The sequence below is a fragment of the Inquilinus sp. NPDC058860 genome (genome assembly GCF_042743185.1).
Lineage (GTDB): Bacteria > Pseudomonadota > Alphaproteobacteria > DSM-16000 > Inquilinaceae > Inquilinus.
This window is the reverse complement of the sequence record NZ_JBHYMS010000008.1, coordinates 46,772-72,522: the sequence shown is the minus strand read 5'-3', so window position 1 is coordinate 72,522 and position 25,751 is coordinate 46,772. Positions and strand designations below refer to the sequence as shown.

The following is a 25,751-nucleotide window of genomic DNA, read 5'->3' as shown; positions in this document are numbered from 1 at the left end:
CCTCGGGACGAGGCGGGATAACCCGCCGATCCGGCACAGGATTGTTTCCTGGAGGGAGACGATCGGGCCCGGCGATCTGCTATCGTTGCGGCATGACGATCCCCGTCCTCGAGACCCGCCGCCTGGTCCTCCGCCCGCTCACCCTCGCCGATGCGCCGGCGGTGCAGCGGCTGTTCCCGCATTGGGAGATCGTGCGCCACCTCAACGCCCAGGTGCCGTGGCCCTACCCGCCGGACGGGGCGCTGGTCCATCTGCGCGACGTCCTCCTGCCGGCCATGGCACAGGGCGAGGCCTGGCACTGGTCGCTGCGCCTGAGATCCGCCCCGGACGAGCTGATCGGCTGCATCGGCCTGATGGCCGGGGACCGCGACAATCGCGGCTTCTGGCTCGGCCTGCCCTGGCACGGCCAGGGGCTGATGACCGAGGCCAGCGACCGGGTGACCGACCACTGGTTCGACGACCTCGGCTTCCCGGTGCTGCGCGTTCCCAAGGCGATCGCGAACGCCGCGTCGCGCCGGATCTCGGAGAAATGCGGCATGCGGGTGATCGCGACGGTCGAGAAGGACTATGTCTCCGGCCGCCTGACCTCCGAGCTGTGGGAGATCACCCGCGAGGAGTGGCGGGCCTATCGGCAGCAGCAGACGGCCGGGGGTTGAACGTCACGCCGGCTGGCCCGCCGCGGCTGTCGCCCGGCGCCGCGCTGTCGCCGCCAGCAGGGCGAGGGCGATCGCCGCCGACAGGGCGCCGACCCAGCCGAGCGCCGTGACGCCGCCCCATTCCAGCGTCGCGGTCCCGAGTGCCGAGCCGAAGGCGGTGCCGGCATAGAGCGCCGAGGCGTTGAGCGACGCCGCGATCATCCCGACCTCCGGCGCCAGCCGGATCAGCCGTGTCGTCTGCGCCGGGTGGAAGGCCCAGCCGGCGATGCTCCAGACCAGCATCAACGGCACCACGGCGATCAGCGCCTGGCCGCTCGGCAGCGCGGTGGCGGCGGACAGGCCGGCCAGGGCCAGGGTCAGGAAGGCGAGGGCGCCGAGCTGCAGCCGCACCGGGTCGATCCGGTCGGTCAGCTGGCCGCCGATCGCATTGCCGATCGCGGAGCCGATGCCGAACAGGAACAGCATGGCGGTGACGCCGTCCGGGCCGATCCCGGCCGCACGTTCCAGGAACGGCGCGATGAAGGTGTAGACGACGAAGACCGCGGCGATCCAGAAGAAGGTCACGATCAGGGCCCGCAGCACCACCGGCCGGCGGGCCACGGCCAGCCGCTCGGACAGCGTCGAGGCGCCGAGCGGCAGCTTCGCCGGCAGGCCGAAGCGCAGGCCCGCCACCCCGGCCAGGCCGAGCCCGGCGACGATCAGGAAGGTCGACCGCCAGTCGGCATGGTTGCCGATCCAGGCGCCGAGCGGCACCCCCAGCGCGGTCGCGATGGTCAGGCCGGTGGTCACGGTGGCGATCGCCCGGCCGCGCCGCTCGGGCGGGACCAGGGAGGCCGCGACGGCATACGCGGTCGGCATGAACAGCCCGGCGCTGAGCGCCAGCAGCACCCGGACGGCGACCAGCTGCCACAGGCTGTGGGTCAGCGCCGCCAGCAGGTTGGCCAGGGCGAAGGCGAGGAGCGCGGCGATCAGGAGGCGGCGCCGGTCGAGGCCGCCGCACAGCGCCGACAGGATCGGCGAGCCGACCGCATAGGCGAGGGCGAAGATGGTGATCAGCTGCCCGGCGGTGGCGACGGAGCTATGGAAATCCGCGGCGATCGCGGGCAGCAGCCCGGCGATCATCAGGCCTTCGGTGCCGATGGCGAAAGCGCCGATCGCGAGCCAGACCAGGGAGGCGGGCATCGGTGGTGTTCCATTGTTCAATGATCTTTGAACTATACCGCCGTCCGGAGATCGGTCGTCAAGGGTATTGTTCAATAATCGTTGAACATTGCAACAAGGCCGCGGATCGGCTAGATGTCGCGGCATGCGCCCGCCCTTCCACCCCGATCGCGACCAGCTCGACCTCGTCATCATCTTCGCCGCGCTCAGCGACCCGACCCGGCTGGGCATCGTGGCCACGCTGTCCGAGGTGGGCGAGGTCTCCTGCAGCAGCTTCGGCGACGCCGCCACCAAGACCGCGCTGTCCTACCACTATGCCAAGCTGCGCGAGGCCGGCGTCACCCGGACGCGGATCGTGGGCACCCAGCGCCTCATCTCGCTGCGGCGCGACGACCTGGACGAGAAGTTCCCCGGGCTGCTGGATTCCGTCGTGACAAATGCGCGCAGGGCGAAGCTCGGCGGGACGGCGTCCTAGCCTCGCCCCGGCCGGCAGACCCGCGGCTGTCCGGACCTTCCGGTTACGGAATGGTAATTTCGTGTCGTCTGCCCGGCCGGCTATGGTGCCCGCATCGCAAAGGCTCGGGGCAGAGGTTCGGGAACGCAGCGCGGCCCCGAGTGTTTCGAGCCCAAGACCCAGCGCAATCCCCAGATGATGACGCCCTTGCGTTGTCCGAGTCAGCCCATGCGGACATTCTCAGTCGTCACGACCTGCCACGCCGCCGGCTATGCCGAATACGGCCGACGCATGGTCGAGACCTTCGATCGGCACTGGCCGGACGAGATTCCCCTGATCCTGTATCGCGAGAACTTCGTGCCCGAGGTGCCGAGCGACCGGATCGTCGTGCGGGACCTGATCGCGAGCTGCCCGGACCTGGTCGCGTTCAAGCGCCGCCACGCCGACAACCCGCTGGCGCACGGCCAGACCCAACGCTACCGCTTCCGCCTGTCGCGCAACCCGTACAAGAACCGGATCAAGCTGGGCGAGCGGAACTGGGGCGCCGGCTTCCGCTGGGACGCTGTGCGCTTCGCCCACAAGGCCTTCGCCATCTTCCACGCCGCCAAGACCTGCGACAGCGACGTGCTGATCTGGGTCGACGCCGACAGCCTGTTCTTCGCCGCGCCGACGCGGGCGGAGCTGGAGAGCTTCGTCCCGCCGGACTGCTTCGTCGGCTGCCTGCAGCGGCCGACCTACACCGAATGCGGCTTCCTCGCCTACAACCTGCGCCACCCGGCGACGCAGGAGATGCTGGCGGCGTTCGAGCGGCTGTACACCGAGGACGGGCTGTTCCGGGAATACGAGTTCCACGACGCCTTCCTGTTCGACGTGGTCCGCCGGCAGGTGGAGCAGGCCGGCCACCGCTCGCACGACATCGCCGAAGGCATCGGCGCGCGGGCCAAGCATGTGCTGATCAACTCGCGCCTCGGCCGCTTCATGGATCACGTCAAGGGCGGCCGCAAGGACGCCGGCCACAGCGGCCGCGCCGACCTGGTGGTGGACCGCCGCGAGGCCTACTGGGCCAATTCGGCCTGAGGTCAGGTGAGGTCGGGTCATCCTGATCGTACCAAGGCCGTGAGGTATTGCCTCTCCCGCCAGGCGGGAGAGGCAAAGTGAAGACGCTCGACATTTTGCGAGCCCTGCCCGAATTCATTCCACTCTAAGGATCTGACATCGGCGCCGCCCGGCCGGTCCGAAACGTCGCGCACAGCCCTGCCGCCGCCGCCAGGGTGACGGCGGCCAGGGCGGCGGAGAGCCATAGCGCCGCGGCCTCGCCCAGCCGCTCGATCACCGCGGCATAGGCGACCGGCGCCGCGGCCGAGCACAGGAATCCCGGCACCAGCAGCCGGCCGGCGATGGCGCCGTATCGGTCCGGGTCGAACAGCACCAGGGGCAGCGTGCCGCGGGTGATGGTCAACAGGCCGTTGCCGGCGCCGTAGAGGAAGGCGAAGGCGATCGCCGCCGCCGGCACCTGGCCGCCCCACAGCCCGGCCAGGAAGCAGACCGGCAGCACGGCCGACGCCGCCAGCGTCAGCCCCAGCGGCGACAGCCCGCCGCCGAACAGCACCTCCGCCAGGCGGGCGCCGGACTGGCCGATGCCGCGCAGGGTCGCGACCCACACCGCGACCGGCGCGGCGAGGCCGAGCCCGGCCAGGATGCCGATCATATGCGCCGACATGCCGGCGTTCAGCGCGTTGGTCAGGGTGATGATCAGGGCGTAGAGCCCGCCGGCGATCCAGTGCTCCCGCCGGGTTCCGGCCAGGGGCCGGGACGCCGCCGCGGCCGGCCGCGCGCGCTCGGTGCGGCCGGCGGGCAGGGCCAGGTGCAGCGGGACGGTCAGCAGGGCGAAGCCGGCATAGGCGAAGACCGCGCCGCGCCAGCCGAGGGCGGCGGCCAGCTGCTCTCCGATCGGCCAGAAGGCGGTGGAGGCCAGGCCGCCGAGCAGCGTGATCTGCGCCATCGGCCGGCGCGCCTCCGCCCCGCCGATCCGCGCCAGCGCGGCGAAGGCGGCGTCGTACAGGGTGCAGCGCATCGCCAGGCCCAGCACCAGCCAGGCGGCATAGTAGGAGACCGGGTCCCGGGCCAGGGCCAGGCCGGCGCAGCCGAGGGCCGACAGCACCGACCCGGCCGTCATCACGAAGCGGCCGCCGCGCCGGTCGATCAGCCGCCCGATCCAGGCGGAGGACAGCCCCATCACCAGGAGGGCGGCGGAGAAGCCGCCATGCACCAGCGTGTGGCTCCAGCCCGTCTCGGCGATGATCCGCGGTCCGAAGCCGCCGATCAGGTAGTAGGTGGTGCCCCAGCTGACCAGCTGGGCCAGGCCCAGACAGAGAACGGTTCCGCGGCGGATCACGCGCCGCGGCCCGGCCAGGGCTGGGGCGGAGCGGCGTCGCCCGGGCCGAGCGCCCGCTGCATCAGCACGCTGTCGACCCAGCGCCCGAACTTGAAGCCGACCGACTGCAGGATGCCGATCCGGCGAAAGCCGAACGCCTCGTGCAGCGCGATCGAACCGGCGTTGCCGCTGTCGCCGATCACCGCCACCATCTGCCGCCAGGGCCCGGCCTCGCAGCGCTCGATCAGCGCGCCCAGCAGCGCCCGGCCGATGCCGCGGCCGGCCAGCCCGTCGGCGACATAGACCGAATCCTCGATGGTATGGCGATAGGCCGGGCGCGGCCGGTAGGCGCCGGCATAGGCGTAGCCGACCAGCCGGCCCTCGATCTCCGCCGCCAGATAGGGCAGGCCCTGGGCCAGCACCGCCGCCCGCCGCGCCGCCAGCTCCGGCGTCTCCGGCGGCACCTCCTCGAAGCTGGCGAAGCCGCGCAGCACGTGCCGGGCATAGATCGCCTGGACGGCCGGCAGGTCCGCCTCCGCCGCGTCGCGGATGGTGATCGGGGAGGCGAGGGGACGGTCTGGCATGATGGTCTCTTGGTCAGTACCTGGGCGGTCAGGATCGGCGCGGCCGCGCAACGCCTCGCCGCGGCTGATGCCGAGATCGGCCAGGCGCCGGTCGTCGAGCCCGCGCAGCAGCTCCAGCTGGCGCCGGCGGGACTGCGGCGAGGCGGCGAACCAATGCAGCATCTCGGACAAGGCAGGGCAAGGCATCGGGCATGGCCGTGGTGGGGACTCGTCGAGATTGCGCTTTCGTGACGGATAAGGGAAATTTGGATATACAATGCAGAGGATAAGGAAATCTTTGGATGCGCGGGCTCAGCCTCGACCAGCTGCGGACCTTCGCCGAGGTGATCCGGGCCAGCAGCTTCTCCGGTGCCGCGGCCCGGCTGAACCTGACCCAGCCGGCGGTCAGCCTGCAGATCCGGCAGCTCGAGACCCGGCTCGGCATCCGGCTGGTCGAGCGGGTCGGGCGGCGGGCCACGCCGACCGCGGCGGGGCGGGATCTCCTGGTCCATGCCGGGCGGATCGAGGCCGAGGTCGCGGCGGCGGCCGAGGCGATGGCGGAGCACGCCGGCGGTGCCGCCGGGCGGGTGCGGCTCGGCACCGGCTCGACCGCCTGCATCTACCTGCTGCCGCCGGTGCTGCGGGCGCTGCGCCGCCGCCTGCCGTCGCTCGAGATCGTGGTCTCGACCGGCAATACCGCCGGCATCCTGCGCCTCTTGGAGGAGAACGCGCTCGATCTCGGCCTCGTCACCCTGCCGGCGCCCGGCCGCGCCTTCGCCGTGACGCCGCTGATGGAGGAGGAGTTCGTCGCCGTCGTCCCGGCCGAAGCCGACGACCTGCCGCCGGCGGTGACGCCAGCCTCGCTGGCCGGCCGGCCGATGGTGGCCTACGAGCCGGGCGGCCACACCCGGCGCATCGTCGACGACTGGTTCGCCCGCGCCGGGATCAGCCTGAAGCCGGTGATGGAGCTGGGCAGCGTCGAGGCCATAAAAGAGCTGGTCGGCGCCGGCCTCGGCTGCGCCATTCTGCCCAGCATGGCGGTGGAGCACGCCCCGGGCCTGATCGTCCATCCGCTGTCGCCGCGGCTGCACCGCCGGCTGGGCCTGGTGCTGCGCCGCGACAAGCCGCTGGCCCGGGGCCTGCGCGAAACCATCGCGGCGCTGCGGCAGGCATCGCTCGGTCGTTGACCCTGCGCTTCGCCTCGTAGACCTTGCGGCGATGGACATGCCCGGTGCCATGATCGTCTTCGCCCAGGTCGTCGACAGCCGCAGCTTCTCGGCCGCGGCGGCGCGGCTCGGCCTGTCGAAATCCGCGGTCAGCAAGCAGATCGCGAAGCTGGAGGACCGGCTCGGCGCCCGCCTGCTGAACCGCACCACCCGCACCCTCAGCCCGACCGATGCCGGGCAGGATTTCTACGAGCGCTGCATCCGTGTCGCCCGCGAGGTGGAGGAGGCGGAGCGGGCGATCACCCATCTCTCGGCCGAGCCGCGCGGCCTGCTGCGGCTGAACGCGCCGGCCAGCTTCGGCCGGGAATACGTGGCGCCGCTGGTGCCGGAGATGCTGGCGCGCTGGCCCGAGCTGCGGATCGAAGCCTTGTTCGAGGACCGCTTCGTCGACGTCGTGGCCGAGGGCTTCGACCTGGTGATCCGCATCACCCGGCTGCAGGATTCCAGCCTGGTGGCCCGGCGCCTCGCCTCGTGCCGGCGGCTGGTCTGTGCCGCGCCGGTCTATCTCGAGCGCCACGGCGTGCCACAGGTACCGGCCGATCTCGCCCGCCACGACTGCGTCCTCTACAGCTACGCCACCGACCAGAACGAATGGGAGTTCGTCGGGCCGGACGGGCGGGTCGAGACGGTGCGGGTCGACGGCAGGCTGCACGCCAACAGCGCCGAGGTGACCCTGGCGGCGCTGCGCGCCGGCACGTGTGTGGCCCTGTCGCCGGATTTCATCGTCGGCCCGGACCTCGCCGCCGGGCGCCTGGTGCCGCTGCTGACCGGCTACGAGAACCCGTTCGGCGCGATCTACGCCGTCTGGCCGCACAACCGCAACCTGGCGCCCAAGGTCCGCGCGGTGGTGGATTTCCTGGTCGAGCGCTTCGCGAAAGAGCCGATCTGGGAAAGGCGGCCGGTGCCCTAACCCGCCCCACCATCGGCGCCGCCGCCATGCGTCCGGCTGCGCAGCGGGCGGTGCTCGACCCGGATATAGGTCACGAGGCTGAGGGCGAAGACCGCCGCCACCGCCGCGAACAGCACGGCGAAGGCACGGGCGATGGCGACGCGCTCGGCCTCGCCCAGCGGCCGGCGCACCAGCTCCTCCAGCCCCGACACCGAGGCGACCGACGGGCTCCAGGCCACGATCAGGCCAAGCACCAGCGCCGAGCCGCCGGCGACCAGGATGGCGCCGCCGAGGGCGCGGGAGAAGCCGACGGCGCCGGTCACCGCGCCGAGGTCGCGCACCGCCGCGGCGTTCTGCGCCGCCACCATGCTGGCCGGGAAGATCGGGCCGATGCCGAGCCCGACGATCATCAGGAGGCCGGAGGCGACCAGCGGCGTAGCGTGCGTCGCCACCGCCGCCAGCGCCAGCGCCGCCAGGATCGCCACCGGCAGCCCCATCATCGGCGGCCGGCGATAGGTGCCGGTGCGGGTGATGTAGCGGCCGGACAGCGAGGCGGTGAGGGTGGTCGACACCATCAGCGGGATCATCATCAGCCCGACCTCGCCGGTCCCGGCCTGCAGCGCCACCTGCAGATAGGTCGGCGCCAGCACCGCCAGCACCAGATATCCGCCGAAGGCGAGGAAGACCGAGGTCAGCACCGGCCCGACCACGGCGTCGCCCAGGAAGCGCGGCGGCAGGATCGGCTCGTCGACCCGGCTCTGGCGGCGGAAGAACAGCCAGCCGCCGAGGACGGCCACCGCCGCCGCGGCGACGACCGGCGCCGAGGCCCAGGGGAAGGCCGTGCCGCCCCAGGACAGGCCGAGCAGCAGGGCGACGGTGCCGAGGGTGAGGAGGGCGACCGAGACGAAGTCGATCCGCGCCTTGACCCGCGGCACCGGCAGCTTGCGCAGCGACCGGTCGATGATGCCGAGCGCCAGCAGGCCCAGCGGCAGGTTGATCCAGAAGATCCAGGGCCAGCCGGCATACTGCGTCAAGGCGCCGCCGAGGGTCGGGCCGATCAGGGCGGAACCGGCCCAGACCGTGGCGAAATAGGCGGCGTAGCGGCCGCGCTCGCGCGGCGCCACCACATCGGCGATCACGGTCTGGGCCAGGGTCAGCAGGCCGCCGCCACCCAGCCCCTGCAGCGCGCGGGCCGCGATCAGCATGGTCATGGAGGTCGAGAGGGCGCACAGCGCCGACGCGACCAGGAATACGACCAGGCAGGCCAGCAGCATCAGCCGGCGGCCGTACAGGTCGCTCAGCTTGCCGAGGATCGGCGTGGCGCAGGTCGAGGTCAGCAGATAGGCGGTGACGACCCAGGAGATCAGCTCGAAATCGCCGAGCTCGCGCCCGATCGAGGGCAGGGCGGTGGCGACGATGGTCTGGTCGAGCGCCGACAGGAACAGCGCCAGCAGGGCGCCGAGCACGATGGTGCGGATCTCGGACTGGGTCAGGGTCATTCTTGCCGCTTCCTCCCGCCCCGCGCGAGTCGGGGCCTGCAATCCTAGCGACAATGGGAGAGGGGAGGGCGGCGAATGGCCGAGAGCAGCCTTGCGGATCAGGCCGCCGCCGCATCCTTCAGCGGCAGCGTCACGGCCTGGACCAGCCCGCCCTCCGGCCGGTTGGCGATCTCGATGCGGCCGCCGGTGCGGTCGACGATCTCCTTGGCGATGGCGAGGCCGAGGCCGGCGCCCGGCACCGTCTGGCGCCGCGCCGGGTCGACCCGGAAGAACGGCTCGAACACCCGGGCCAGCAACTCCGGCGGGATGCCGGGACCGCGGTCGGCGATGGTGATGCGGGCCTCGCCCTCGCTCCCGGCCGCGTCCAGCGCCACCTCGGCCCCCTTGCCGTGGGTGGCGGCGTTGATCACCAGGTTGCGCAGCGCCCGCTTCAGCGCCAGGGGGCCGGCCTTGACCGAGGCCGGCGCGGCCCGCAGCAGCGTCACCGGCAGGCCCTGCTCGGCCAGCTCGGTGCAGACGGTCTCGACCAGCCAGTCGAGCCGCACCGGCTCGGCGTCGCCGCCCTCGACCTCCTCGCGCACCAGCCGGATGGCGCTGTCGGCGATGCGGTCGAGCTCGTCGAGGTCGCGCAGCCAGGCGTCGCGCTCCTCCTCCGGCAGGAACTCGGCGCGCAGCCGCATCCGGGTCATCGGCGTGCGCAGGTCGTGCCCGGCGGCGGCGACCAAGCGCATGCGGCTCTCCATCGCCGCGCGCAGCCGGGCCGACAGGCGGTTCAGCGTCCGCGCCGTGGTCTTCATCTCGGCCGAGCCGGTCTCCGGCAGCTCGGGTAGGGTGCCGTCCGGGCCGATCCGGGCGATGGTGCCCTCCAGCAGCGCCAGGGGCCGGACCACCCGGTCGGCGGCGACCGCGGCGATGCCGATCGCGCCCAGCACCAGCAGCAGCATCCAGCCGGCGAACGCCGTCGGCACGCCCTGCGGCACAGGCAGGTCGGGCATCGGCAGCCACAGCCAGCGGGCCGGGTCGATCTGCACCGACAGGACCGATTGCTCGTCCCGGCTCTGCCGGGTCACCATCACCCGCAGGTTGGGGCCGGTGGCGCGCATCGCATCCTGCAGGACCTCGCTCCCGCGCGGGTCCGGCTCGCCGGGGGCCGGGTTCGGATGCAGCTCGAAATCGGCGGCCCGTCCGGGGTTGTCGGCCGGCCCGATGCCGTTCTCGACCAGGTCGGCGATCAGCCGGATCTGGCGGGCGAAGGGCTCGACCGTGCGGGAGGGCGAGGGCTCGCGCAGCAGCAGCAGGGCGACGAAGCTGGCGATGCCGACCACGGCGACGATGGACACCGCCAGCAGCAGGATGATGCGGGCGCGCAGCGTGTTCACGCCGGCCCTCCCATCGGCTCGACCGGGACGGCGAGCTGGTAGCCGCCGTTGCGCACCGTCTTGAACAGCTGGAACCGGCCGCCGTCGCCCAGCTTGCGGCGCAGCCGGCTGACCAGCACGTCGATCGATCGGTCCAGCGGCTCCGCCTCGCGGCCCTGGGTCAGGTCGAGCAGCTGGTCGCGCGACAGGATCCGGCCCGGCCGCTCCAGGAAGGCCAGCAGCAGCTCGAACTCGGCGCCGGTCAGGATCACCTCCTCGCCGGTGTCGTCGACGATGCGCCGGGTGGCGGGGTCGGCGACGAATCCGGCGAAGCGGTAGCGGCCGGGCGGCGGCGCCTCTTCCGGCAAGGTCGCCGCGGTCCGGCGCAGCACGGCGCGGATCCGCGCCACCAGCTCGCGCGGGTTGAACGGCTTGCCGAGATAGTCGTCGGCGCCGATCTCGAGGCCGATGATGCGGTCGACATCCTCCTTCAGCGCGGTCAGCAGGATGACGGGCAGGTGCGGCTTGCGCCGGCTCAGCTCGCGGCAGATCTCGAGGCCGGAGCCGTCGGGCAGCATGACGTCGAGCACCAGCAGGTCGATCCGGCCGGCGGCCAGGCGCTCCTCGCATTCGCGCCGGTCGGCGGCCAGGGTGACCCGGAAATTCTGGCTGTCGAGATAGCGGCCGAGCAGACGACGGATCTCGGGATCGTCGTCGACGACAAGGATATGGGGAGAAGTCTGCATCGATCGGGGCGTCGCCTGGGCTGTTGTCATGATCTTTACGAGGCCGGACGCGACGGGCGACCGATTTTCTGCAACGGAGTATTGCCGGCCGGCCGCCGGCAATGTTGGGCAACCAATTTCCTCTGCCGGTTCATATTCGGCAACAGGGGGACCAAGGGCAGCAACACGGCACGCCTAGCTTCGCCTCGTTCACAGCAACAGGAGTTATCGATGAAATCCACTGTCGCCATCATCGGTGTTGCGACGGCCGGTGTCATCGGTCTCACCCTCGGCACGGTGATGAGCCCGGGGGGCACCGCCCTGGCCGACCCGGTCAACGCCCCCGTCAACACCAACATGATCCACACCGACGCGTCGTATGTGATGCCGTGGGGACCCGGTGGTCTGGGCGGTCCTGGCGGACCGGACAAGCCCGGTCCCGGCTGGGGCCATCGGCCGGACTTCAAGATGAAGCTGGCGCGCGACCTCGCCGGGCTGGAGACCCTGATCGGCATCCGCGCCGACCAGCTCGACGCCTGGCGCGACTACACCAGCGCCCTCCTGGCCGTGGCGGAGCCGCCGCGGCCGCCCCTGCCGGTGGATGGCAAGGGCCCGGAGGCCTTCGCGCCGGCCGAGCGCCTGGCCGACGCCGCGATCGCCCGGGCCGACGCGGCCGAGACGCTGAAATCGGCGATCACGGCGCTGCGCGACAAGCTGTCGCCGGAGCAGGTCGCCCTGCTGCAGCAGGCAGAGCGGCGCATGGGGCCGCCGCCGCGCCCCCTCCCTGGTCCCGGTCCGCAGGACCAGCGCTTCGGCCCCCCGGCCGAGCGTCCGGTGCCCCACGCCGGCTGACGGACCGGTCGGGCCGGCCCGGTGTTCCCCCCACGCAACCGGGTCGGCCCGATGGTTTCTGCCTCTTCCCGACACTGATCGGTCATCGTGAGATCACATCTTCTGCGGGGCACCGCGTCGCTGCCCGCCCTGACTACGGCTGCCCTGATCCTGGCGGGCTGCGCGGTCGGCCCCGATTTCCAGCGTCCGGCCGCGCCGGGCGTCGGCCAGTACACGCCCGGGACGCCGCTGGCGCAGACCGCCTCGGCCGCCGTGCCGGGCGGCGCCGCGCAGACCATCCGGAACGGCCGGGACATCCCGGGCGACTGGTGGCGCGTGTTCCGGTCCGAGCCCCTGAACCGGCTGGTCACCGAGGCGCTGAAGGCCAACCCCGACATCCAGTCGGCTCAGGCGGCGCTGCGCCAGGCGCAGGAGAACGTCGCCGCCGGGCAGGGCGCCTTGTTCCCGACCGTCAGCGGCTCCAGCTCCGCCACGCGGGAGCAGAGCAACAGCACGGTGTCGACCACCGCCGGTGCGCGCACCGTGACCTCGGTCTACAACGTCACCGGCGCGTCGGTGGACGTGTCCTACGACCTCGACGTCTGGGGCGGCACCCGGCGCAACATCGAATCGCTGCAGGCCACGGCCGATTACGAGCGCTACCAGCTCGAGGCCAGCTACCTGACCATCAGCAGCAACGTGGTGACGGCGGCGATCCAGGAAGCCTCGCTGCGGGCCCAGATCGCGGCCACCGAGGACATCATCAAGGCCGAGCGCTCCTATCTCGGCATCCTGCAGCAGCAATTCTCGCTCGGCGGCATCTCGCAGGCCGATGTGGCGGCGCAGCAGGCCACGGTGGCGCAGGACGAGGCGCTGCTGCCGCCCTTGCAGAAGCAACTGGCGCAGCAGCGCAACCAGCTCGCCGTCTATCTCGGCCGCTTCCCCAGCGAGATCTCCGGCGACGATTTCGAGCTGGCCGGGCTGACCCTGCCGTCCGACCTGCCGCTCAGCCTGCCGTCGAAGCTGGTGGAGCAGCGGCCGGACATCCGGTCGTCGGAGGCGCAGCTCGGGGCGGCCAGCGCCAAGATCGGCGTGGCCATCGCCAACATGCTGCCGCAGATCACGCTCAGCGCCAGCTACGGCAGCAGCGCGAACAGCTTCGGCAACCTGTTCTCGCCGGGCACCATCGCCTGGAGCCTGGCCGGGCAGGTGGTGCAGACGATCTTCGACGGCGGCGCGCTGCTGCACGACAAGCGCGCGGCCGAGGCCGGCTTCGACCAGGCGGCGGCGCAGTACCGCAGCACCGTGCTGTCGGCCTTCCAGGACGTCGCCGACACGCTGCACGCGATCCAGTACGACGCCGACACGCTGAAGGCGCAGCTGGCGGCGGAGCAGGCGGCCCAGCGCAGCCTCGGCATCGCCCGCAGCCAGTACCAGGCCGGCGCCACCACCTACACCACCGTGCTGACCGCGCAGACAGCCCTGCTGAACGCCCGGATCAGCCGGATCCAGGCCCAGGCCCTGCGGCTCAGCGACACCGCCGCGCTGTACCAGGCGCTCGGCGGCGGCTGGTGGAACCGCACCGACACCCCCGCCGGCCGGAAACAGCCGACCCCCAGCCTGCCCGATTGACGGACGAGACCATGGCCAAGAGCAGAACGGCTTCGCTGATCCTTCGCATGGTGGTGATGCTGATCGTGATCGGCGTGATCCTGGGCGGCATCTTCGGCTTCCAGGCCTTCAAGAGCCAGATGATCGCCCAGGCGATCGCGGCCCGCAGCAACCCGCCCCAGACGGTGTCGACCACCACCGCGACCTCCAGCGACTGGCAGGAGCGGCTGGAGGCGGTGGGCGCCTTCCGCGCGGTGAACGGCGCCGGCCTGTCCTCCGAGGTATCGGGCATCGTCGAGGCGATCGGCTTCCAGGACGGCCAGGACGTCGCCGCCGGCACGCCGCTCCTGCAGCTGCGCGCCGAGGAGGATCTGGCGACGCTGAAGCAGTACCAGGCGGCCGCCGACAACGCCCAGGTCACCTATGACCGCGACCTGCGCCAGCTCAAGGCCCAGGGCGTCAGCCAGGCCACGGTCGACAGCGACCTCGCCACGCTGAAGCAGGCGCAGGCCCAGGTGGCGGCGCAGCAGGCGGCGATCGACAAGAAGTCGGTCAAGGCCCCCTTCGCCGGCCGGCTCGGCGTGCGCGAGGTCGATCTCGGCCAGTATCTGAGCGCCGGTACCGAAATCGTCACGCTGCAGTCGCTCGACCCGATCCTGTTCGACTTCACCCTGCCGCAGCAGGCCCTGGCCAAGCTGAAGGTCGGGCAGCCGGTGGCGGCGACGCTCGACGCCTATCCGGGCCAGAGCTTCGAAGGGAAGATCACCGCGATCAGCCCGCTGGTCGACAGCACCACCCGCAGCCTGACGGTGCGGGCCAGCTTCGCCAACCCCGACCACGTCCTGCTGCCCGGCATGTACGGCAAGGCGACGGTCGCCGTCGGCGCGCCGCAGCGCTACGTCACCCTGCCGGCGACGGCGATCGTGTCCAACCCCTATGGCGACATCGCCTATGTCGTGGCGGGCCAAGGGGCGAACGGGCAGGGGGCGGCCCAGACCGTGAAGCAGATCTTCGTCACCACCGCCGGCAGCCGCGGCGACCAGGTCGCGGTGGCCAAGGGCGTGGCCGAGGGCGACACCGTCGTCACCTCCGGCCAGCTGAAGCTCCAGAACGGCTCGCCGGTCACGGTCAACAACAGCGTGACGCCGCCGAACGACCCGAACGCCGCCCCGGCGGACCCGAGCTGAGACGGCCATGAACATCACCGACATCTTCATCCGCCGGCCGGTGCTGGCGCTGGTGGTCAGCCTGCTGATCGTGGTCCTCGGCTACCAGTCCTATGCCTCGCTGGCGGTGCGCCAGTATCCGAAGACCGAGAACGCGGTCGTCACCGTCTCCACCACCTATTCCGGCGCCGATCCGGACGTGGTCGCCGGCTTCATCACCACGCCGATGGAGAACGCCATCGCCCAGGCGAACGGCATCGACTACATGACCTCGACCTCGACCAGCGGGGTCTCGACCATCACGGTCAACCTGCGGCTGAACTACAACTCCGACGCCGCGGTCACCGAGATCAACACCAAGGTCAACTCGGTGCTCAACCAGCTGCCGTCCGGGGCGCAGCAGCCGACCATCACCCTGTCGGTCGGCCAGACCATCGACGCCATGTATATCGGCTTCTACTCCGACGTCCTGGCGGCGAACCAGATCACCGACTACCTGACCCGCGTGGTGCAGCCGAAGCTGCAGGCGGTGCAGGGCGTGCAGACGGCGGAGCTCCTGGGCCCCAAGGTGTTCGCGCTGCGCGTCTGGCTCGACCCCGACAAGCTGGCCGGCTACGGTCTCACCGCCACCGACGTCTACACCGCGCTCGGCAACAACAATTCGATCTCGGGCATCGGCACCACCAAGGGCAACGCCACCCAGGTCACCCTGACCGCCTCGACCGACCTGCACGATGTCGAGGAGTTCCGGAACCTGGTGGTCAAGCAGTCGGACGGCGCCGTGATCCGGCTGAAGGATCTCGGCCAGGTCGTGCTCGGCTCGCAGGACTATGAGAGCCGGTCCACCGTCGACGGCCGCACCGGCATCATGATGGGCATCCAGGTGGCGCCGACCGCCAACCTGCTCGACGTCGTCGCCGGGGTGAAGGCGGCGATGCCGGGGATCGCGGCGCAACTGCCCAGCGGCCTGAACACCACGGTGATCTACGATTCCAGCGCCTTCGTCACCTCGTCGATCGAGGAGGTCGTGACCAGCCTGGTCGAGGCGCTGGTGATCGTGGTGCTGGTGGTGTTCCTGTTCCTCGGCTCGCCGCGCTCGGTCTTCATCCCGGTGGTGGCGATCCCGCTGTCGCTGGTCGGCACCTTCGCGATGATGCTGGCCTTCGGCTTCTCCATCAACCTCCTGACCCTGCTGGCGCTGGTGCTGGCGATCGGCCTGGTGGTCGACGACGCCATCATCGTGGTCGAGAACGTCAACCGGCATATCGAGGAGGGGGCGACGCCGCTGCAGGCCGCGCTCGACGCGGCGCGCGAGCTGGTCGGGCCGATCATCGCCATGACCGTGGTGCTGGTCGCGGTCTATGTCCCGATCGGCTTCCAGGGCGGCCTGACCGGCGCGCTGTTCACCGAATTCGCCTTCACCCTGGTCGGCGCCGTCGCCGTCTCGATGGTGGTGGCGCTGACGCTGACGCCGATGATGTGCTCGCGCATCCTGAAGCCGCACCTGGCCGACCGCAGCGGCTGGGAGGAGCGGCTGACGGATTTCATCGACCGCTGCTTCGAGCGCATCCGCCGGCCCTACCAGCGCCTGTTGCACGGCAGCCTGAACACCGTGCCGGTGACCATGGTCTTCGCCGCCATCGTGCTCGGCAGCATCTATTTCCTCTATGCCGACGCGCAGACCGAGCTGGCGCCGAACGAGGACCAGGGCGCGGTCCTCGTTTCCACCACCAACCCGCCGCAGGCGACGCTGGCGCTGAAGGCTTCGAACTCCGACCAGGTGGCCCAGGCGATGCGGGCCTATCCGGAGACCGACCACACCCTCGGCATCGACAGCAGCGGCACCTCGATCGCGGTCCAGGTGCTGAAGCCCTGGGACCAGCGTGAGCGTACCGCCGGCACGGTGCAGACCCTGCTGCAGGAGGACATCAACAGGATCGCCGCGGCCCAGAGCGTGGCCTTCCAGCCGGCGCCGCTGCCGGGCAGCAACGGCCTGCCGATCCAGTTCGCGATCGGCACCACCGGCAGCTTCCAGGAGCTGAACGACGTCGCCGCCGCCTTCCAGCAGGCGGCGCAGAAGACCGGCCTGTTCGTGTTCCTGACCCGCGACCTGCAGATCGACAAGCCGCAGGCCGAGATCGTGATCGACCGCGACAAGGCGGCCGCGCTGGGCCTGACCATGAGCGACGTCGGCAACGCCATGGCCACCATCCTCGGCGGCGGCTACGTCAACTATTTCAGCATCGACGGCCGCTCCTACCAGGTGATCCCGCAGGTGCAGCAGCGCTCGCGCCTGACCACGGACCAGGTGCTGAACTACCCGGTCACCGCGCTGAACGGCACCCAGGTCCCGCTGTCCTCGATCGCCACGATCAGGACCGAGGCGGCGCCGCGCTCGATCTCGCATTTCCAGCAGCTCAACTCGGCCACCATCCAGGGCGTCCCCGCGCCCGGCATCTCGACCGGCCAGGCGCTGGCGCAGCTGAAGTCGCTGGCCGACCAGACGCTGCCGCCGGGCTACACGGTCGACTATGGCGGCCAGTCGCGCCAGACGGTGCAGGAATCGAGCGGCCTGGTGCAGATGTTCGCGCTGGCGCTGATCATCATCTTCCTGGCGCTGGCGGCCCAGTTCAACAGCTTCCGCGACCCGCTGATCATCCTGGTCTCGGTGCCGATGTCGATCGCCGGCGCGCTGGCCTTCATCAGCGTCGGCGTCGGCGGCGCCACCATGAACATCTACACCCAGGTCGGGCTGGTCACCCTGATGGGGCTGATCAGCAAGCACGGCATCCTGATCGTCGAGGTCGCCAACGGCCTGCAGCAGGCCGGCAAGACCAAGCGCGAGGCGATCGAAGGCGCCGCCTCGATCCGCCTCAGGCCAATCCTGATGACCACGGGCGCGATGGTGCTGGGCGTGGTGCCGCTGATCCTGGCGACCGGCGCCGGCGCGGTGTCGCGCTTCAACATGGGCCTCGTCATCGCCAGCGGCCTGACCATCGGCACGATCTTCACCCTGTTCGTGGTGCCTGCCGTGTACATGATCCTTGCCGCCGACCACCATGCCGAGGGCGCGAAGGAAGCGGAGGCGAGGCCGAGCGAGGCGTGACTGCCGCCTTCTTGGCTGTCCGGAAGCGTCCTCGCCGTTATTGCGGGGAGGCGAAGCCGACGAAGCCATCCAGGGGCCGGTTCACGCCGCCCCGGATGGTTTCGCGGCCTTCGCCGGTCCGCCGCCGTATCGAACCTATTGGATGTAGAGGTCGGCCGTAACCGAGAGGCCGCTGTTCAGATTTCCTGTCCACGACCATAAAACCGTGTCGCCGTCGGACCAGTCTCCGATGAAATCATGTTCGGCGCCTCCGGCAGGATATGCGTACAGAATGAATTTTGCATTTTGCCAGTTCTGCACGTCATTTTTCGCGTTGTTGTAGAAATCCTGCACCGTCGCCGATCTCGCGGCATATTGTTGGCAATAGGCGTCCCATGCAGCACTGTCATCGATCATCTGTTCGCCCTCCGACAAGAAAGAAATCCGAGATATATTCAAAGTAATATCGAGTCAAATGACAGAATTTATCTTAATAATCCTCTGAATTCATAGTGAAGGAATGTGGAGGCAGTGCAATTTTAGCGATCCTCTAGCACGGGCGTAAGTGAGGCGTGACCGCTCACCCCGCCTCCAGCATCGCCGGCAGCCGCGCCGCCAGTGCGTCGATGGCGGCGCGGGTCTTCGATGGCAGATACCGGCCCTGCGGCCACAGCGCATGGACGTCGAAGGCGAAGCCCGGCCGATCCGCGATCAGCCTGACCAGCCGGCCGTCCTGCAGCCGGTCGGCGACCAGCCAGCAGGGCAGCCAGGCGATGCCGGCCCCGGCCGCCGCGGCATCCGCAATCGCCTCCAGATCGTCGAAGCGGACCGGGCCGTCCGGCGCCAGGTCGCGCAGGCTGCCGTCGGGCTCCGGGAAGCGCCAGGCCGTCAGCCGGCCGGCGCGGCCATAGACCAGCAGCGCATGGCCAGGCAGATCTCCCAGGCCAGACGGTGTGCCGTGGCGGTCCAGATAGGCCGGGGCGGCGCAGACCGCCATGGTGATGCGCCCGACCCGCCGCGCCGCCAGCCCGGTGACGTCCGGCAGCGGCCCGGCGCGCACTGCGAGGTCGAAGCCGTCCTCCACTAGGTCCGCCGGCCGGTCGGTGAACGACATCTCCAGCCGGAGCGCCGGGTGCCGGCGGACGAGGTCGAGCAGGATCGGCGCGACGCAGCGGCGGCCGACCAGCACCGGCGCCGTCACCTTCAGCCGGCCGGACGGGGCCGACCGGCCGGCGTCGAGGTCGGCCTCCGCCGCCTCCAGCTCGCCGAGGATCCGCCGGCAGCGCTCGTAGAAGGCGTGGCCCGCCTCGGTCAGGCTCTGGCTGCGCGTCGTCCGGTGGAACAGCCGCGTCCCCAGCCGCTCCTCCAGCCGGGCGATGCCCTTGCCGACGGCGGAGCGCGACAGGCCGATGCGCTCGCCGGCGACGGCGAAGCTGCCGGCCTCCGCGACCTGGACGAAGAGGCTGAGGCCGGTGAGGCGGTCCATCTCGGTCTCCGATTGGTTCTTTCCATTCTACAATATGAGGAGAAATCGCCGCCACTCAGGACAGAGAAGCTCGCCTACGCTCTCGGCGAACCCGATGGACGGGGATCGCGAGGAAAGGACGAGCGAAGCGATGAAGCGGTGGCAGATGGCCCGGTTCGGGCGCGACAGCCTGAGCCTGGTGGAGGTGGCGGTGCCGCGGCCGGGGCCGGGCGAGATCCTGGTCAGGGTCGGGGCGGTGTCGCTGAACTATCGCGACCGACTGGTGGCCGAGGACGGCATGGGGATGGCGCTGCAATTCCCCTTCACCCCGGGCTCGGACATGGCCGGGACGGTGGCGGAGGCGGGGGAGGGGGTGACCCGCTTCGCCGTCGGCGACCGGGTGCTGGGCACCTTCTGGCCGGGCTGGATCGACGGCCTCGCCGCCGGGCCGCGGGCGGCGCTGGGCGGGCCGCGGCCGGGCGTTCTGGCCGAGTATCTGGTGCTGCCGCAGGACTGGGCGGTGGCGGCGCCGCGGAGCTTGGTCGACGCGGCCGCCAGCACGCTGCCCTGCGCCGGGCTGACCGCCTGGACCGGCCTGGTCGAAGGCGGCCTGCGCGCCGGCGAGACGGTGGTGGTGCAGGGCACCGGCGGCGTCGCGCTGTTCGGGCTGCAGCTCGCCCGCGCCCAGGGCGCCGAGACGATCGTGGTCTCCGGCGACCCGGCCAAGCTGGAGCGGGCGAAGACCCTGGGTGCGGCCCACGGCCTCGACCGCCGCGCCGCGCCCGGATGGGGCCGGGCGGTGCGCGACCTGACCGGTGGCCGCGGCGCCGACCATGTGCTGGAGCTGGCGGGCGGCGACATGGCGCAGACGGCGGAGGCGCTGGCCCAGGGCGGCCGCGTCGCCCTGATCGGCCTGCTCGACGGCCTGGGCTTCTCGGCCCCGACCATCCCGGTGATGATGAAACAGGCGGTGATCCGCGGCATCTCCGTCGGCCATCGCCGCGGGCTGGAGGATCTGGTGCGCGCCGTCGACCTCACCGGGCTCGAGCCCGTGATCGGCGCCGAATACGGCTTCGCCGAGCTGCCGGCCGCGCTGGACCATCTGGACCGCGGGCCGTTCGGCAAGATCGTGCTGCGGGTGGGGTGACCGTAGGCGTCCGGGCGCAACCGCGAACCTCCGCGCAGCGAGTGCCGCCTTTGGGCGGGAAGCGGATATTATGAGGAACGCACGGCGTTGCCCTGCCGCCCGGCCGCTTTGGGTGAGAAGCGGTTCTCCGGCACGGAGCGGCGCGACGTCCGGATTGCTCGATCGAAGCGGACGACTCGCTTCTGGTCGACCTGGAGTGCTCGTTCCACCATCGCACTCTCCTTCAAGGTCACCGCGTCGGACTTTGCTCGACGCGTCTCTAGGCGAAGCCCCGCGGTACGACGCTCGTTGTGCCACCGCTCCTTGTCAGATCTTCGGGTGTAGGTTGCGGACCGGGCTCACTCCTTCCAGCAGCGAAGCCAGGTGCAGGATCGTGGACTCCGCCAGCCACTTGCCGACGAGCTGCACGTTGATCGGCAACCCTTCCCTGCTGGTGCCGAACCGCATCGACAGGCCGGGCAGCCCGGTGACGTTGAGCGGCACGGTCGCGCCCTGGAGGTAGGTGGCGTCCACGGTCTGTCCGTTGATGGTGAATTCCGCTTGGCCATGCTTGTGGGCCGGAAGCGGCAGCACGGGGGTGAGCAGCGCGTCATAGCGCGTGAAGTAGTCGGCGTAGCCGTCCCGCAGCCGCTCCGCCGCCTGCTCGGCGTCGATGTAGTCCTTCATGGACGTGTCGGGCAGCGCGAGCATGGTCTTGGCCATCTTGTAAAGCTCACCGTCGCCGTGACCGGCGGTCGCTTCCGCGAACGCGGGCTTCATCTCCATCACGTGAAGGCGGTTGAACACGTCGAGGGCGAAGTCGCGCTCGAGCGCCGGGATGCGCACAGGCTCCGCGAAGCAGCCGACGCCCTTGAGCGCCTCGGCCGCCGCCTGCACCGTGGCGGCAACCTCCGGGTCGATCGGCCCGAAGCCGGGCTCGACCAGCCAACCTACCCGGAGCTGGCGATAGGGCGAGCGGCCGGCCCCAGCATCGAACGGGGCGGTGCTCGTAGCGAAGGCATCCAGGCCGTCGGGCCCAGCCAACTCCGAGAAGGCGAGCGCAAGGTCGCGAACTGAGCGCGCCATCGGACCGACATGCCAGAAGCGACGCGGCACGCGCGGCCAGATGCCTGTCATCGGCACGCGACCATGCGTCGCCTTGAGGGAGACGATGCCGGTTTGCGCCGCCGGTCCACGCACGGAGATGGCGAGATCGGTGCCGAGACCGATGGGTGACATGCCCGCCGCGATGGCCGCCGATTCACCGCCGCTTGAGCCCCCTGGCGTGCGCTCGACATCCCAGGGGTTGTTCGATCTGCCGCTGAGCAGATTGTCGCTTTCGATCCAGTAGGAGAATTCGGGAAGGTTCGTCTTCGCGAGCAGGATACCGCCCGCTTTCTTCATACGCGCCACGCTGGTCGCGTCGGTGTCCGGAACACGGCCCTTGAAGATCGGCGAACCGCGCTGGGTCAACACCCCTGCGGTGTCGATGGAGTCCTTCACCGTGAAGGGGACACCGTGCAGCAGGCCAAGATCCTCACCCGACAGAACCGCTGCCTCCGCTGCCTTCGCGGCCTTGAGCGCGCCGTCCGCGATCGTGACGATCGCATTGATCCTGGGGTCTACAGCTTCGATGCGATCGAGGTGTGCCTGCACAACCTCGACCGGCGAGACCTCCTTGGTGCGGATCAGTTCGGCCAGCTTGGTCGCGTCGGAAAAGATGATGTCGTTGCTCATAGCGGAACCCTACCTGGCAGTTGGTAGGGAAAGCATAGGCGTCTATTTTCCTCGGTCAATCCCTATCTAACACATGGTAGGCTAATGGCCGCTGACGGTTAGGGAATCGAAATGAGCACAAACTCCAAGGAAGCGATCCTGGCGGCCGCCAGACAAGGTGCACAGGCGCACGGCTACGGCGGCTTGAATTTTCGTGACCTCGCCGACGAGGTCGGGATCAAGGCCGCGAGCATCTACCATCACTTCCCCAGCAAGGCAGACCTCGGCGCAGCGGTCACGAGGCGTTATTGGGAGGACACAAGCGCCGACCTCGACGCCATGCTGGCGGAAGCGTCCGATCCGGTCAGCGCGCTCCGCCAGTACCCGCAGATTTTTCGTAGATCGCTTGAGAGCGGCAATCGGCTTTGCCTTTGCAGCTTCATGTCTGCCGAATATGACGACCTTCCGGAACCGGTGAAGAAGGAGGTCCAAGCCTTTGCCGACGTCAATGTGGCCTGGCTGAGCAAGGTTCTTTCCGCTGCCGACGTGGTCAGTCCCGAAAAAAGCGAAGAGCGGGCTCGCGCCATTTTCGCTGCCGTCGCCGGCGCCCAGCTCATGGCGAGGAGCCGCTCGGACATCTCTCTATTTGACACCTTGATCGAAAGCTACCAAGCAACGGGGCTCCTGCCGGCGTAGACGACGTGATCGATCTTGAGCCACTGACAAAACCGGGACAGCCAGTCCAGGGGTCGCACGACGTCCATCATCTACAAGTCCCGGAATTACAGCGTCTGGGCTGTGACGGCTGCGGCAATCGGAGTCGGTCCTCTGCCCGCAGCCATACCGTCATGAAGGCGCGAAGCGCCGTGGCGATCCAGCCCGACGCCGCCGCAACGGCGGTTAACGCAATGTTCATTGCTTAACCGCTCGGGCTTCATTCCGAGCGCATCTGCTGCTCCCTCGGCCTCGGCACCTATCGCGACGACCCCGACGCCCCAGACTCCGGGTGATCGGCCGGTCCGGCACCGGTCGGGATCGATCCTCGCCGCGACGTGTTAGCGAAAATGACGCCCGCCGCCGCGGGCGGCCTTCGCCCGACACCGCAGGACTCCCGGACCGCCGATGATCAATTTCGACAACCTGTGGGCGTTGTTCGCCTTCTACGGCCTCAACGCGCTCTACGCGATGGTGCTGCTCGGCCTCGGCTGGTGGCTGGCGCGCTTCGTCGAGCGCTGGCTGCTGCGCCTCGCCGCCCGCACCCGGCATGTCGACCCGACCATCGCCGACTTCCTGGCGTCGCTGGCGCGCTACCTGGTGCTGGCGGTCGTCGTCATCGCCGTGCTGCAGATCTTCGGCATCCAGACCACCAGCCTGGTGGCGGTGCTGGGCGCCGCATCGCTGGCCATCGGCCTGGCGCTGCAGGGCACGCTGTCCAATCTCGCGGCCGGCGTCATGCTGCTGATCTTCCGCCCGTTCAAGATCGGCGACGCCGTCGAGGTCGCGGGCAAGGCCGGCACGGTCAGGTCGCTGTCGCTGTTCATGACCGAGCTGGTGACGCCGGCCAATGTCCAGATCCTGCTGCCGAATGGCGCGGTCTGGGGCGCCGCCATCGTCAACAATTCGACCTATCCCGGCCTGGCGAAGATGGAGCTGACCTTCCCGGCGCCGGCCGGCCCGGCGGGCGAGGACCTGGCCCGCGACATCGTCGCGGCGCTGAAGGCCGATCCGCGCCTGGCGCCGGGGGCGGAGCCCGCGGTCGCCGTGTCGAAGCTGGTCGACCTGTCCAAGCCCGGCGCCGGGGTGGTGGAGCTGACGGTCACGGCGCCCGTGGCCACCGCCGATGTCGGCGCGGTGAAGACGGCGCTGATGCAGCGGATCAACCAGAGCATGGGACGCCTGACCGCGGGCGGCCTTGCCTCGGACGCTCCCGCCTCCTAAAAACCGCGGGCAACCGGAAGATCTGCCCGCATGTCCTCGCTCGCCTCGAAGCTGACCGAAACCGTCGCCGCCGCGTTCGCCGCGGAAGGCCTGCCGCCCGAACTGGGCCAGGTCATCGTCTCGAACCGTCCCGATCTCGGGCAGTTCCAGTGCAACGGTGCGCTGCCGGCGGCCAAGCGCGCGGGCGCCAACCCGCGCCAGATCGCGGAGAAGGTGGCGGAGCGGCTGAAGGCGGACCCGCAGTTCAGCGCCGTGTCGCTGGCCGGCCCCGGCTTCATCAATCTGTCGCTGGCCGACACCGTCCTCGCCGGCCATGTCGACGCCCAGGCGAAGGACGAGCGGCTGGGCGTGCCGAAGACCAACCCGCCGCGCCGGGTGGTGCTGGACTATGGCGGGCCGAACATCGCCAAGCCGATGCATGTCGGCCATCTCCGCGCCTCGATCATCGGCGACAGCCTGCGCCGCCTGTTCCGGTTCGCGGGCGACGAGGCGATCGGCGACGTGCATATGGGCGACTGGGGCACGCCGATGGGCATGGTGATCAGCGAGATCGCCCGCCGCCAGCCGGACCTGCCCTATTTCGACCCGGACTTCACCGGCCCGTACCCGAACGCCAGCCCGGTGACGATGGAGGACCTCGAGGTCCTGTATCCGGCCGCCTCCCAGGCCTCCAAGGCCGATCCGGCGCGGATGGAGGAAAGCCGCCGGGCGACCGCGGAGCTGCAGGCCGGCCGGCCGGGCTATCGGGCGCTGTGGCAGCATTTCATCGACGTCTCGATCGCCGGCATGCAGCGCGAGTTCGACTCGCTTGGCGTGCATTTCGACCTGTGGAAGGGCGAGGCGGTGGTCCATGACCTGATCGAGCCGATGGTCGCGGACCTCGAGGCCCGCGGCCTAGCCGAGACCGACGACGGCGCCGTCATCGTCCGTGTCGCCGAGGAGGGAGACCGGAAGGAGGTGCCGCCGCTGATCCTGGTCAAGTCGGACGGCGCCTTCACCTACGGCACCACAGACCTCGCCACCATCGTCGACCGGCGGCAGTCGCTCGACCCCGACCTTGGCCTCTACGTCGTCGACCGGCGCCAGTCGCTGCATTTCGAGCAGGTGTTCCGCGCCGCCCGCAAGGCCGGGCTGAACGGCAAGTCCGGCCTGGAGCATCTCGGCTACGGCACCATGAACGGGCCGGACGGCAAGCCGTTCAAGACCCGCGCCGGCGGCGTCATGAAGCTGTACGACCTCTTGGACACCGCCACCGAGATCGGCCTGAAGCGGCTGGAGGAGGCGCATCTGGCCGAGGGCTATCCGGAGGAGGAGCGGCGCGGGATCGCCCGCCGGGTCGGCATCGCCGCGGTGAAGTTCGCCGACCTGTCGAACAACCCGGCCTCGGACTACGTGTTCGATCTCGACCGCATGCTGCGCTTCGAGGGCAAGACCGGCCCCTACCTGCAATACGCGGCGGTGCGCGCCAAGTCGCTGCTGCGCCGGGCGGAGGGGCAGGGCGACGCGCCCGGCACGATCCTGCCGGCCGCGAACGAGGCCGACCGGGCGCTGATGTTGCAGCTGGGGCAGCTGCCCGACGCCGTGCGCAACGCCTATGAGAAGCGGGCGCCGAACGAGCTGTGCGACTTCGCCTACGCCCTGGCGCGGGAGTTCAGCCGCTTCTACGACGCCTGCCATGTGCTGAGCGAGCCGGATCCGGCGCGCCGCGCCTCCTGGCTCGGCCTGGCGGCGCTGACGCTGCGGCAGCTGGAGCAGGTGCTCGACCTGCTCGGAATCGAAATTCCGGACCGTATGTAAACGAACGGATCTGGTGTATCGTCCGACCAAAGGCGGAACGACGGAGTATGCCCGTTCGTTCTACCTTGAGGGCAGAAAGCCCCGCCGCGGACAATCGTCCGCAGTCGAAGG

The 25,751-nt window shown here is 70.3% G+C and carries 22 protein-coding genes; 13 read left to right on the top strand and 9 right to left on the bottom strand.

Annotated features, from left to right (window positions below; genetic code table 11):
* Window positions 1-92 precede the first annotated feature (92 nt).
* Complete coding sequence (locus ACFW16_RS07700) at window positions 93-656, top strand: GNAT family N-acetyltransferase (protein ID WP_380303480.1); 564 nt, start codon at window positions 93-95, stop codon at window positions 654-656.
* Window positions 657-659: 3 nt separating this feature from the next.
* On the opposite strand, the gene ACFW16_RS07695 is transcribed toward ACFW16_RS07700, so the two are convergent.
* Window positions 660-1,838, bottom strand: a complete 1,179-nt coding sequence (locus tag ACFW16_RS07695; protein WP_380303478.1) for an MFS transporter — start codon at window positions 1,836-1,838, stop codon at window positions 660-662.
* 124 nt (window positions 1,839-1,962) lie between these two features.
* Between ACFW16_RS07695 and ACFW16_RS07690 the strand changes: the two genes are divergently transcribed.
* Window positions 1,963-2,292 (top strand): ArsR/SmtB family transcription factor, encoded by a 330-nt coding sequence (locus ACFW16_RS07690; protein ID WP_380303476.1) that lies wholly within the window; start codon window positions 1,963-1,965, stop codon window positions 2,290-2,292.
* A 207-nt stretch (window positions 2,293-2,499) separates the two neighbouring features.
* Complete coding sequence (locus ACFW16_RS07685) at window positions 2,500-3,348, top strand: hypothetical protein (RefSeq protein ID WP_380303474.1); 849 nt, start codon at window positions 2,500-2,502, stop codon at window positions 3,346-3,348.
* A 124-nt stretch (window positions 3,349-3,472) separates the two neighbouring features.
* Here ACFW16_RS07685 and ACFW16_RS07680 read toward each other — a convergent pair whose 3' ends face one another.
* Entirely contained in the window at window positions 3,473-4,666 is a 1,194-nt protein-coding gene (locus tag ACFW16_RS07680; RefSeq protein ID WP_380303472.1) for an MFS transporter, read from the bottom strand.
* Window positions 4,663-5,391 (bottom strand): GNAT family N-acetyltransferase, encoded by a 729-nt coding sequence (locus ACFW16_RS07675; protein ID WP_380303649.1) that lies wholly within the window; start codon window positions 5,389-5,391, stop codon window positions 4,663-4,665. Before ACFW16_RS07675 ends, ACFW16_RS07680 begins: the two co-directional genes overlap by 4 nt.
* Before the next feature lie 119 nt (window positions 5,392-5,510).
* On the opposite strand from ACFW16_RS07675, the gene ACFW16_RS07670 reads away from it, so the two are divergent.
* Complete coding sequence (locus ACFW16_RS07670; protein ID WP_380303470.1) at window positions 5,511-6,395, top strand: LysR family transcriptional regulator; 885 nt, start codon at window positions 5,511-5,513, stop codon at window positions 6,393-6,395.
* 37 nt (window positions 6,396-6,432) lie between these two features.
* Window positions 6,433-7,344 (top strand): LysR family transcriptional regulator, encoded by a 912-nt coding sequence (locus ACFW16_RS07665; protein ID WP_380303468.1) that lies wholly within the window; start codon window positions 6,433-6,435, stop codon window positions 7,342-7,344.
* Here ACFW16_RS07665 and ACFW16_RS07660 read toward each other — a convergent pair.
* The 3 genes from ACFW16_RS07660 to ACFW16_RS07650 all read right to left on the bottom strand — a co-directional run bounded on the left by ACFW16_RS07660 (window position 7,341) and on the right by ACFW16_RS07650 (window position 10,926).
* Window positions 7,341-8,822, bottom strand: coding sequence for an MFS transporter (locus ACFW16_RS07660; protein ID WP_380303466.1), 1,482 nt, complete (start codon window positions 8,820-8,822; stop codon window positions 7,341-7,343). The two genes, ACFW16_RS07665 and ACFW16_RS07660, sit on opposite strands and share 4 nt — an antisense overlap.
* 98 nt (window positions 8,823-8,920) lie before the next feature.
* Window positions 8,921-10,201 carry an ATP-binding protein gene (locus ACFW16_RS07655; protein ID WP_380303464.1) on the bottom strand — a complete coding sequence of 427 codons (1,281 nt, stop codon included), beginning with the start codon at window positions 10,199-10,201 and terminating at the stop codon, window positions 8,921-8,923.
* The gene (locus ACFW16_RS07650) at window positions 10,198-10,926 is read right to left on the bottom strand and encodes a response regulator (protein WP_380303462.1); all 729 of its coding nucleotides are present in this window, start codon (window positions 10,924-10,926) and stop codon (window positions 10,198-10,200) included. Before ACFW16_RS07650 ends, ACFW16_RS07655 begins: the two co-directional genes overlap by 4 nt.
* A gap of 210 nt (window positions 10,927-11,136) precedes the next feature.
* Here ACFW16_RS07650 and ACFW16_RS07645 point away from each other — a divergent pair, with 210 nt between their 5' ends.
* The 4 genes from ACFW16_RS07645 to ACFW16_RS07630 all read left to right on the top strand — a co-directional run bounded on the left by ACFW16_RS07645 (window position 11,137) and on the right by ACFW16_RS07630 (window position 17,619).
* On the top strand, window positions 11,137-11,757 hold the full coding sequence (locus ACFW16_RS07645; protein ID WP_380303460.1) for a hypothetical protein: 621 nt from the start codon (window positions 11,137-11,139) through the stop codon (window positions 11,755-11,757).
* Between the two features lie 87 nt (window positions 11,758-11,844).
* Window positions 11,845-13,368, top strand: coding sequence for an efflux transporter outer membrane subunit (locus tag ACFW16_RS07640; protein WP_380303458.1), 1,524 nt, complete (start codon window positions 11,845-11,847; stop codon window positions 13,366-13,368).
* An 11-nt stretch (window positions 13,369-13,379) separates the two neighbouring features.
* Entirely contained in the window at window positions 13,380-14,534 is a 1,155-nt protein-coding gene (locus ACFW16_RS07635; protein ID WP_380303456.1) for an efflux RND transporter periplasmic adaptor subunit, read from the top strand.
* A gap of 7 nt (window positions 14,535-14,541) precedes the next feature.
* Entirely contained in the window at window positions 14,542-17,619 is a 3,078-nt protein-coding gene (locus tag ACFW16_RS07630; protein ID WP_380303454.1) for an efflux RND transporter permease subunit, read from the top strand.
* 135 nt (window positions 17,620-17,754) lie between these two features.
* Here the strand turns inward: ACFW16_RS07630 and ACFW16_RS07625 are convergent, their stop codons facing one another.
* Window positions 17,755-18,015, bottom strand: coding sequence for a hypothetical protein (locus ACFW16_RS07625; RefSeq protein WP_380303452.1), 261 nt, complete (start codon window positions 18,013-18,015; stop codon window positions 17,755-17,757).
* Between the two features lie 163 nt (window positions 18,016-18,178).
* The gene (locus tag ACFW16_RS07620) at window positions 18,179-19,084 is read right to left on the bottom strand and encodes a LysR family transcriptional regulator (RefSeq protein WP_380303450.1); all 906 of its coding nucleotides are present in this window, start codon (window positions 19,082-19,084) and stop codon (window positions 18,179-18,181) included.
* A gap of 130 nt (window positions 19,085-19,214) precedes the next feature.
* Here ACFW16_RS07620 and ACFW16_RS07615 point away from each other — a divergent pair, with 130 nt between their 5' ends.
* Window positions 19,215-20,210, top strand: coding sequence for an NAD(P)-dependent alcohol dehydrogenase (locus tag ACFW16_RS07615; protein WP_380303448.1), 996 nt, complete (start codon window positions 19,215-19,217; stop codon window positions 20,208-20,210).
* A 306-nt stretch (window positions 20,211-20,516) separates the two neighbouring features.
* Here ACFW16_RS07615 and ACFW16_RS07610 read toward each other — a convergent pair whose 3' ends face one another.
* On the bottom strand, window positions 20,517-21,926 hold the full coding sequence (locus tag ACFW16_RS07610) for an amidase (protein ID WP_380303446.1): 1,410 nt from the start codon (window positions 21,924-21,926) through the stop codon (window positions 20,517-20,519).
* A gap of 111 nt (window positions 21,927-22,037) precedes the next feature.
* Between ACFW16_RS07610 and ACFW16_RS07605 the strand changes: the two genes are divergently transcribed.
* The 3 genes from ACFW16_RS07605 (at window position 22,038) to argS (ending at window position 25,640) form a co-directional block, all read left to right on the top strand.
* Window positions 22,038-22,601: a TetR/AcrR family transcriptional regulator gene (locus ACFW16_RS07605; protein ID WP_380303445.1), complete on the top strand. Its 564-nt coding sequence runs from the start codon at window positions 22,038-22,040 to the stop codon at window positions 22,599-22,601.
* A 426-nt stretch (window positions 22,602-23,027) separates the two neighbouring features.
* A complete protein-coding gene (locus ACFW16_RS07600; protein ID WP_380303443.1) occupies window positions 23,028-23,843 on the top strand; it encodes a mechanosensitive ion channel family protein in 816 nt (271 codons plus the stop codon).
* A 30-nt stretch (window positions 23,844-23,873) separates the two neighbouring features.
* Window positions 23,874-25,640: an arginine--tRNA ligase gene (gene argS / locus ACFW16_RS07595; protein WP_380303441.1), complete on the top strand. Its 1,767-nt coding sequence runs from the start codon at window positions 23,874-23,876 to the stop codon at window positions 25,638-25,640.
* Window positions 25,641-25,751: the final 111 nt, after the last annotated feature.

Coding starts and splice junctions, on each gene's coding strand:
- ACFW16_RS07665 (WP_380303468.1), top strand. CDS start 6,433: ATGCCCGGTGCCATGATCGTCTTCGCCCAGGTCGTCGACAGCCGCAGC.
- argS (WP_380303441.1), top strand. CDS start 23,874: ATGTCCTCGCTCGCCTCGAAGCTGACCGAAACCGTCGCCGCCGCGTTC.
- ACFW16_RS07605 (WP_380303445.1), top strand. CDS start 22,038: ATGAGCACAAACTCCAAGGAAGCGATCCTGGCGGCCGCCAGACAAGGT.
- ACFW16_RS07620 (WP_380303450.1), bottom strand. CDS start 19,084: ATGGACCGCCTCACCGGCCTCAGCCTCTTCGTCCAGGTCGCGGAGGCC.
- ACFW16_RS07675 (WP_380303649.1), bottom strand. CDS start 5,391: ATGCTGCATTGGTTCGCCGCCTCGCCGCAGTCCCGCCGGCGCCAGCTG.
- ACFW16_RS07700 (WP_380303480.1), top strand. CDS start 93: ATGACGATCCCCGTCCTCGAGACCCGCCGCCTGGTCCTCCGCCCGCTC.
- ACFW16_RS07645 (WP_380303460.1), top strand. CDS start 11,137: ATGAAATCCACTGTCGCCATCATCGGTGTTGCGACGGCCGGTGTCATC.
- ACFW16_RS07630 (WP_380303454.1), top strand. CDS start 14,542: ATGAACATCACCGACATCTTCATCCGCCGGCCGGTGCTGGCGCTGGTG.
- ACFW16_RS07670 (WP_380303470.1), top strand. CDS start 5,511: ATGCGCGGGCTCAGCCTCGACCAGCTGCGGACCTTCGCCGAGGTGATC.
- ACFW16_RS07610 (WP_380303446.1), bottom strand. CDS start 21,926: ATGAGCAACGACATCATCTTTTCCGACGCGACCAAGCTGGCCGAACTG.
- ACFW16_RS07650 (WP_380303462.1), bottom strand. CDS start 10,926: ATGCAGACTTCTCCCCATATCCTTGTCGTCGACGACGATCCCGAGATC.
- ACFW16_RS07635 (WP_380303456.1), top strand. CDS start 13,380: ATGGCCAAGAGCAGAACGGCTTCGCTGATCCTTCGCATGGTGGTGATG.
- ACFW16_RS07690 (WP_380303476.1), top strand. CDS start 1,963: ATGCGCCCGCCCTTCCACCCCGATCGCGACCAGCTCGACCTCGTCATC.
- ACFW16_RS07695 (WP_380303478.1), bottom strand. CDS start 1,838: ATGCCCGCCTCCCTGGTCTGGCTCGCGATCGGCGCTTTCGCCATCGGC.
- ACFW16_RS07660 (WP_380303466.1), bottom strand. CDS start 8,822: ATGACCCTGACCCAGTCCGAGATCCGCACCATCGTGCTCGGCGCCCTG.
- ACFW16_RS07615 (WP_380303448.1), top strand. CDS start 19,215: ATGAAGCGGTGGCAGATGGCCCGGTTCGGGCGCGACAGCCTGAGCCTG.
- ACFW16_RS07600 (WP_380303443.1), top strand. CDS start 23,028: ATGATCAATTTCGACAACCTGTGGGCGTTGTTCGCCTTCTACGGCCTC.
- ACFW16_RS07625 (WP_380303452.1), bottom strand. CDS start 18,015: ATGATCGATGACAGTGCTGCATGGGACGCCTATTGCCAACAATATGCC.
- ACFW16_RS07685 (WP_380303474.1), top strand. CDS start 2,500: ATGCGGACATTCTCAGTCGTCACGACCTGCCACGCCGCCGGCTATGCC.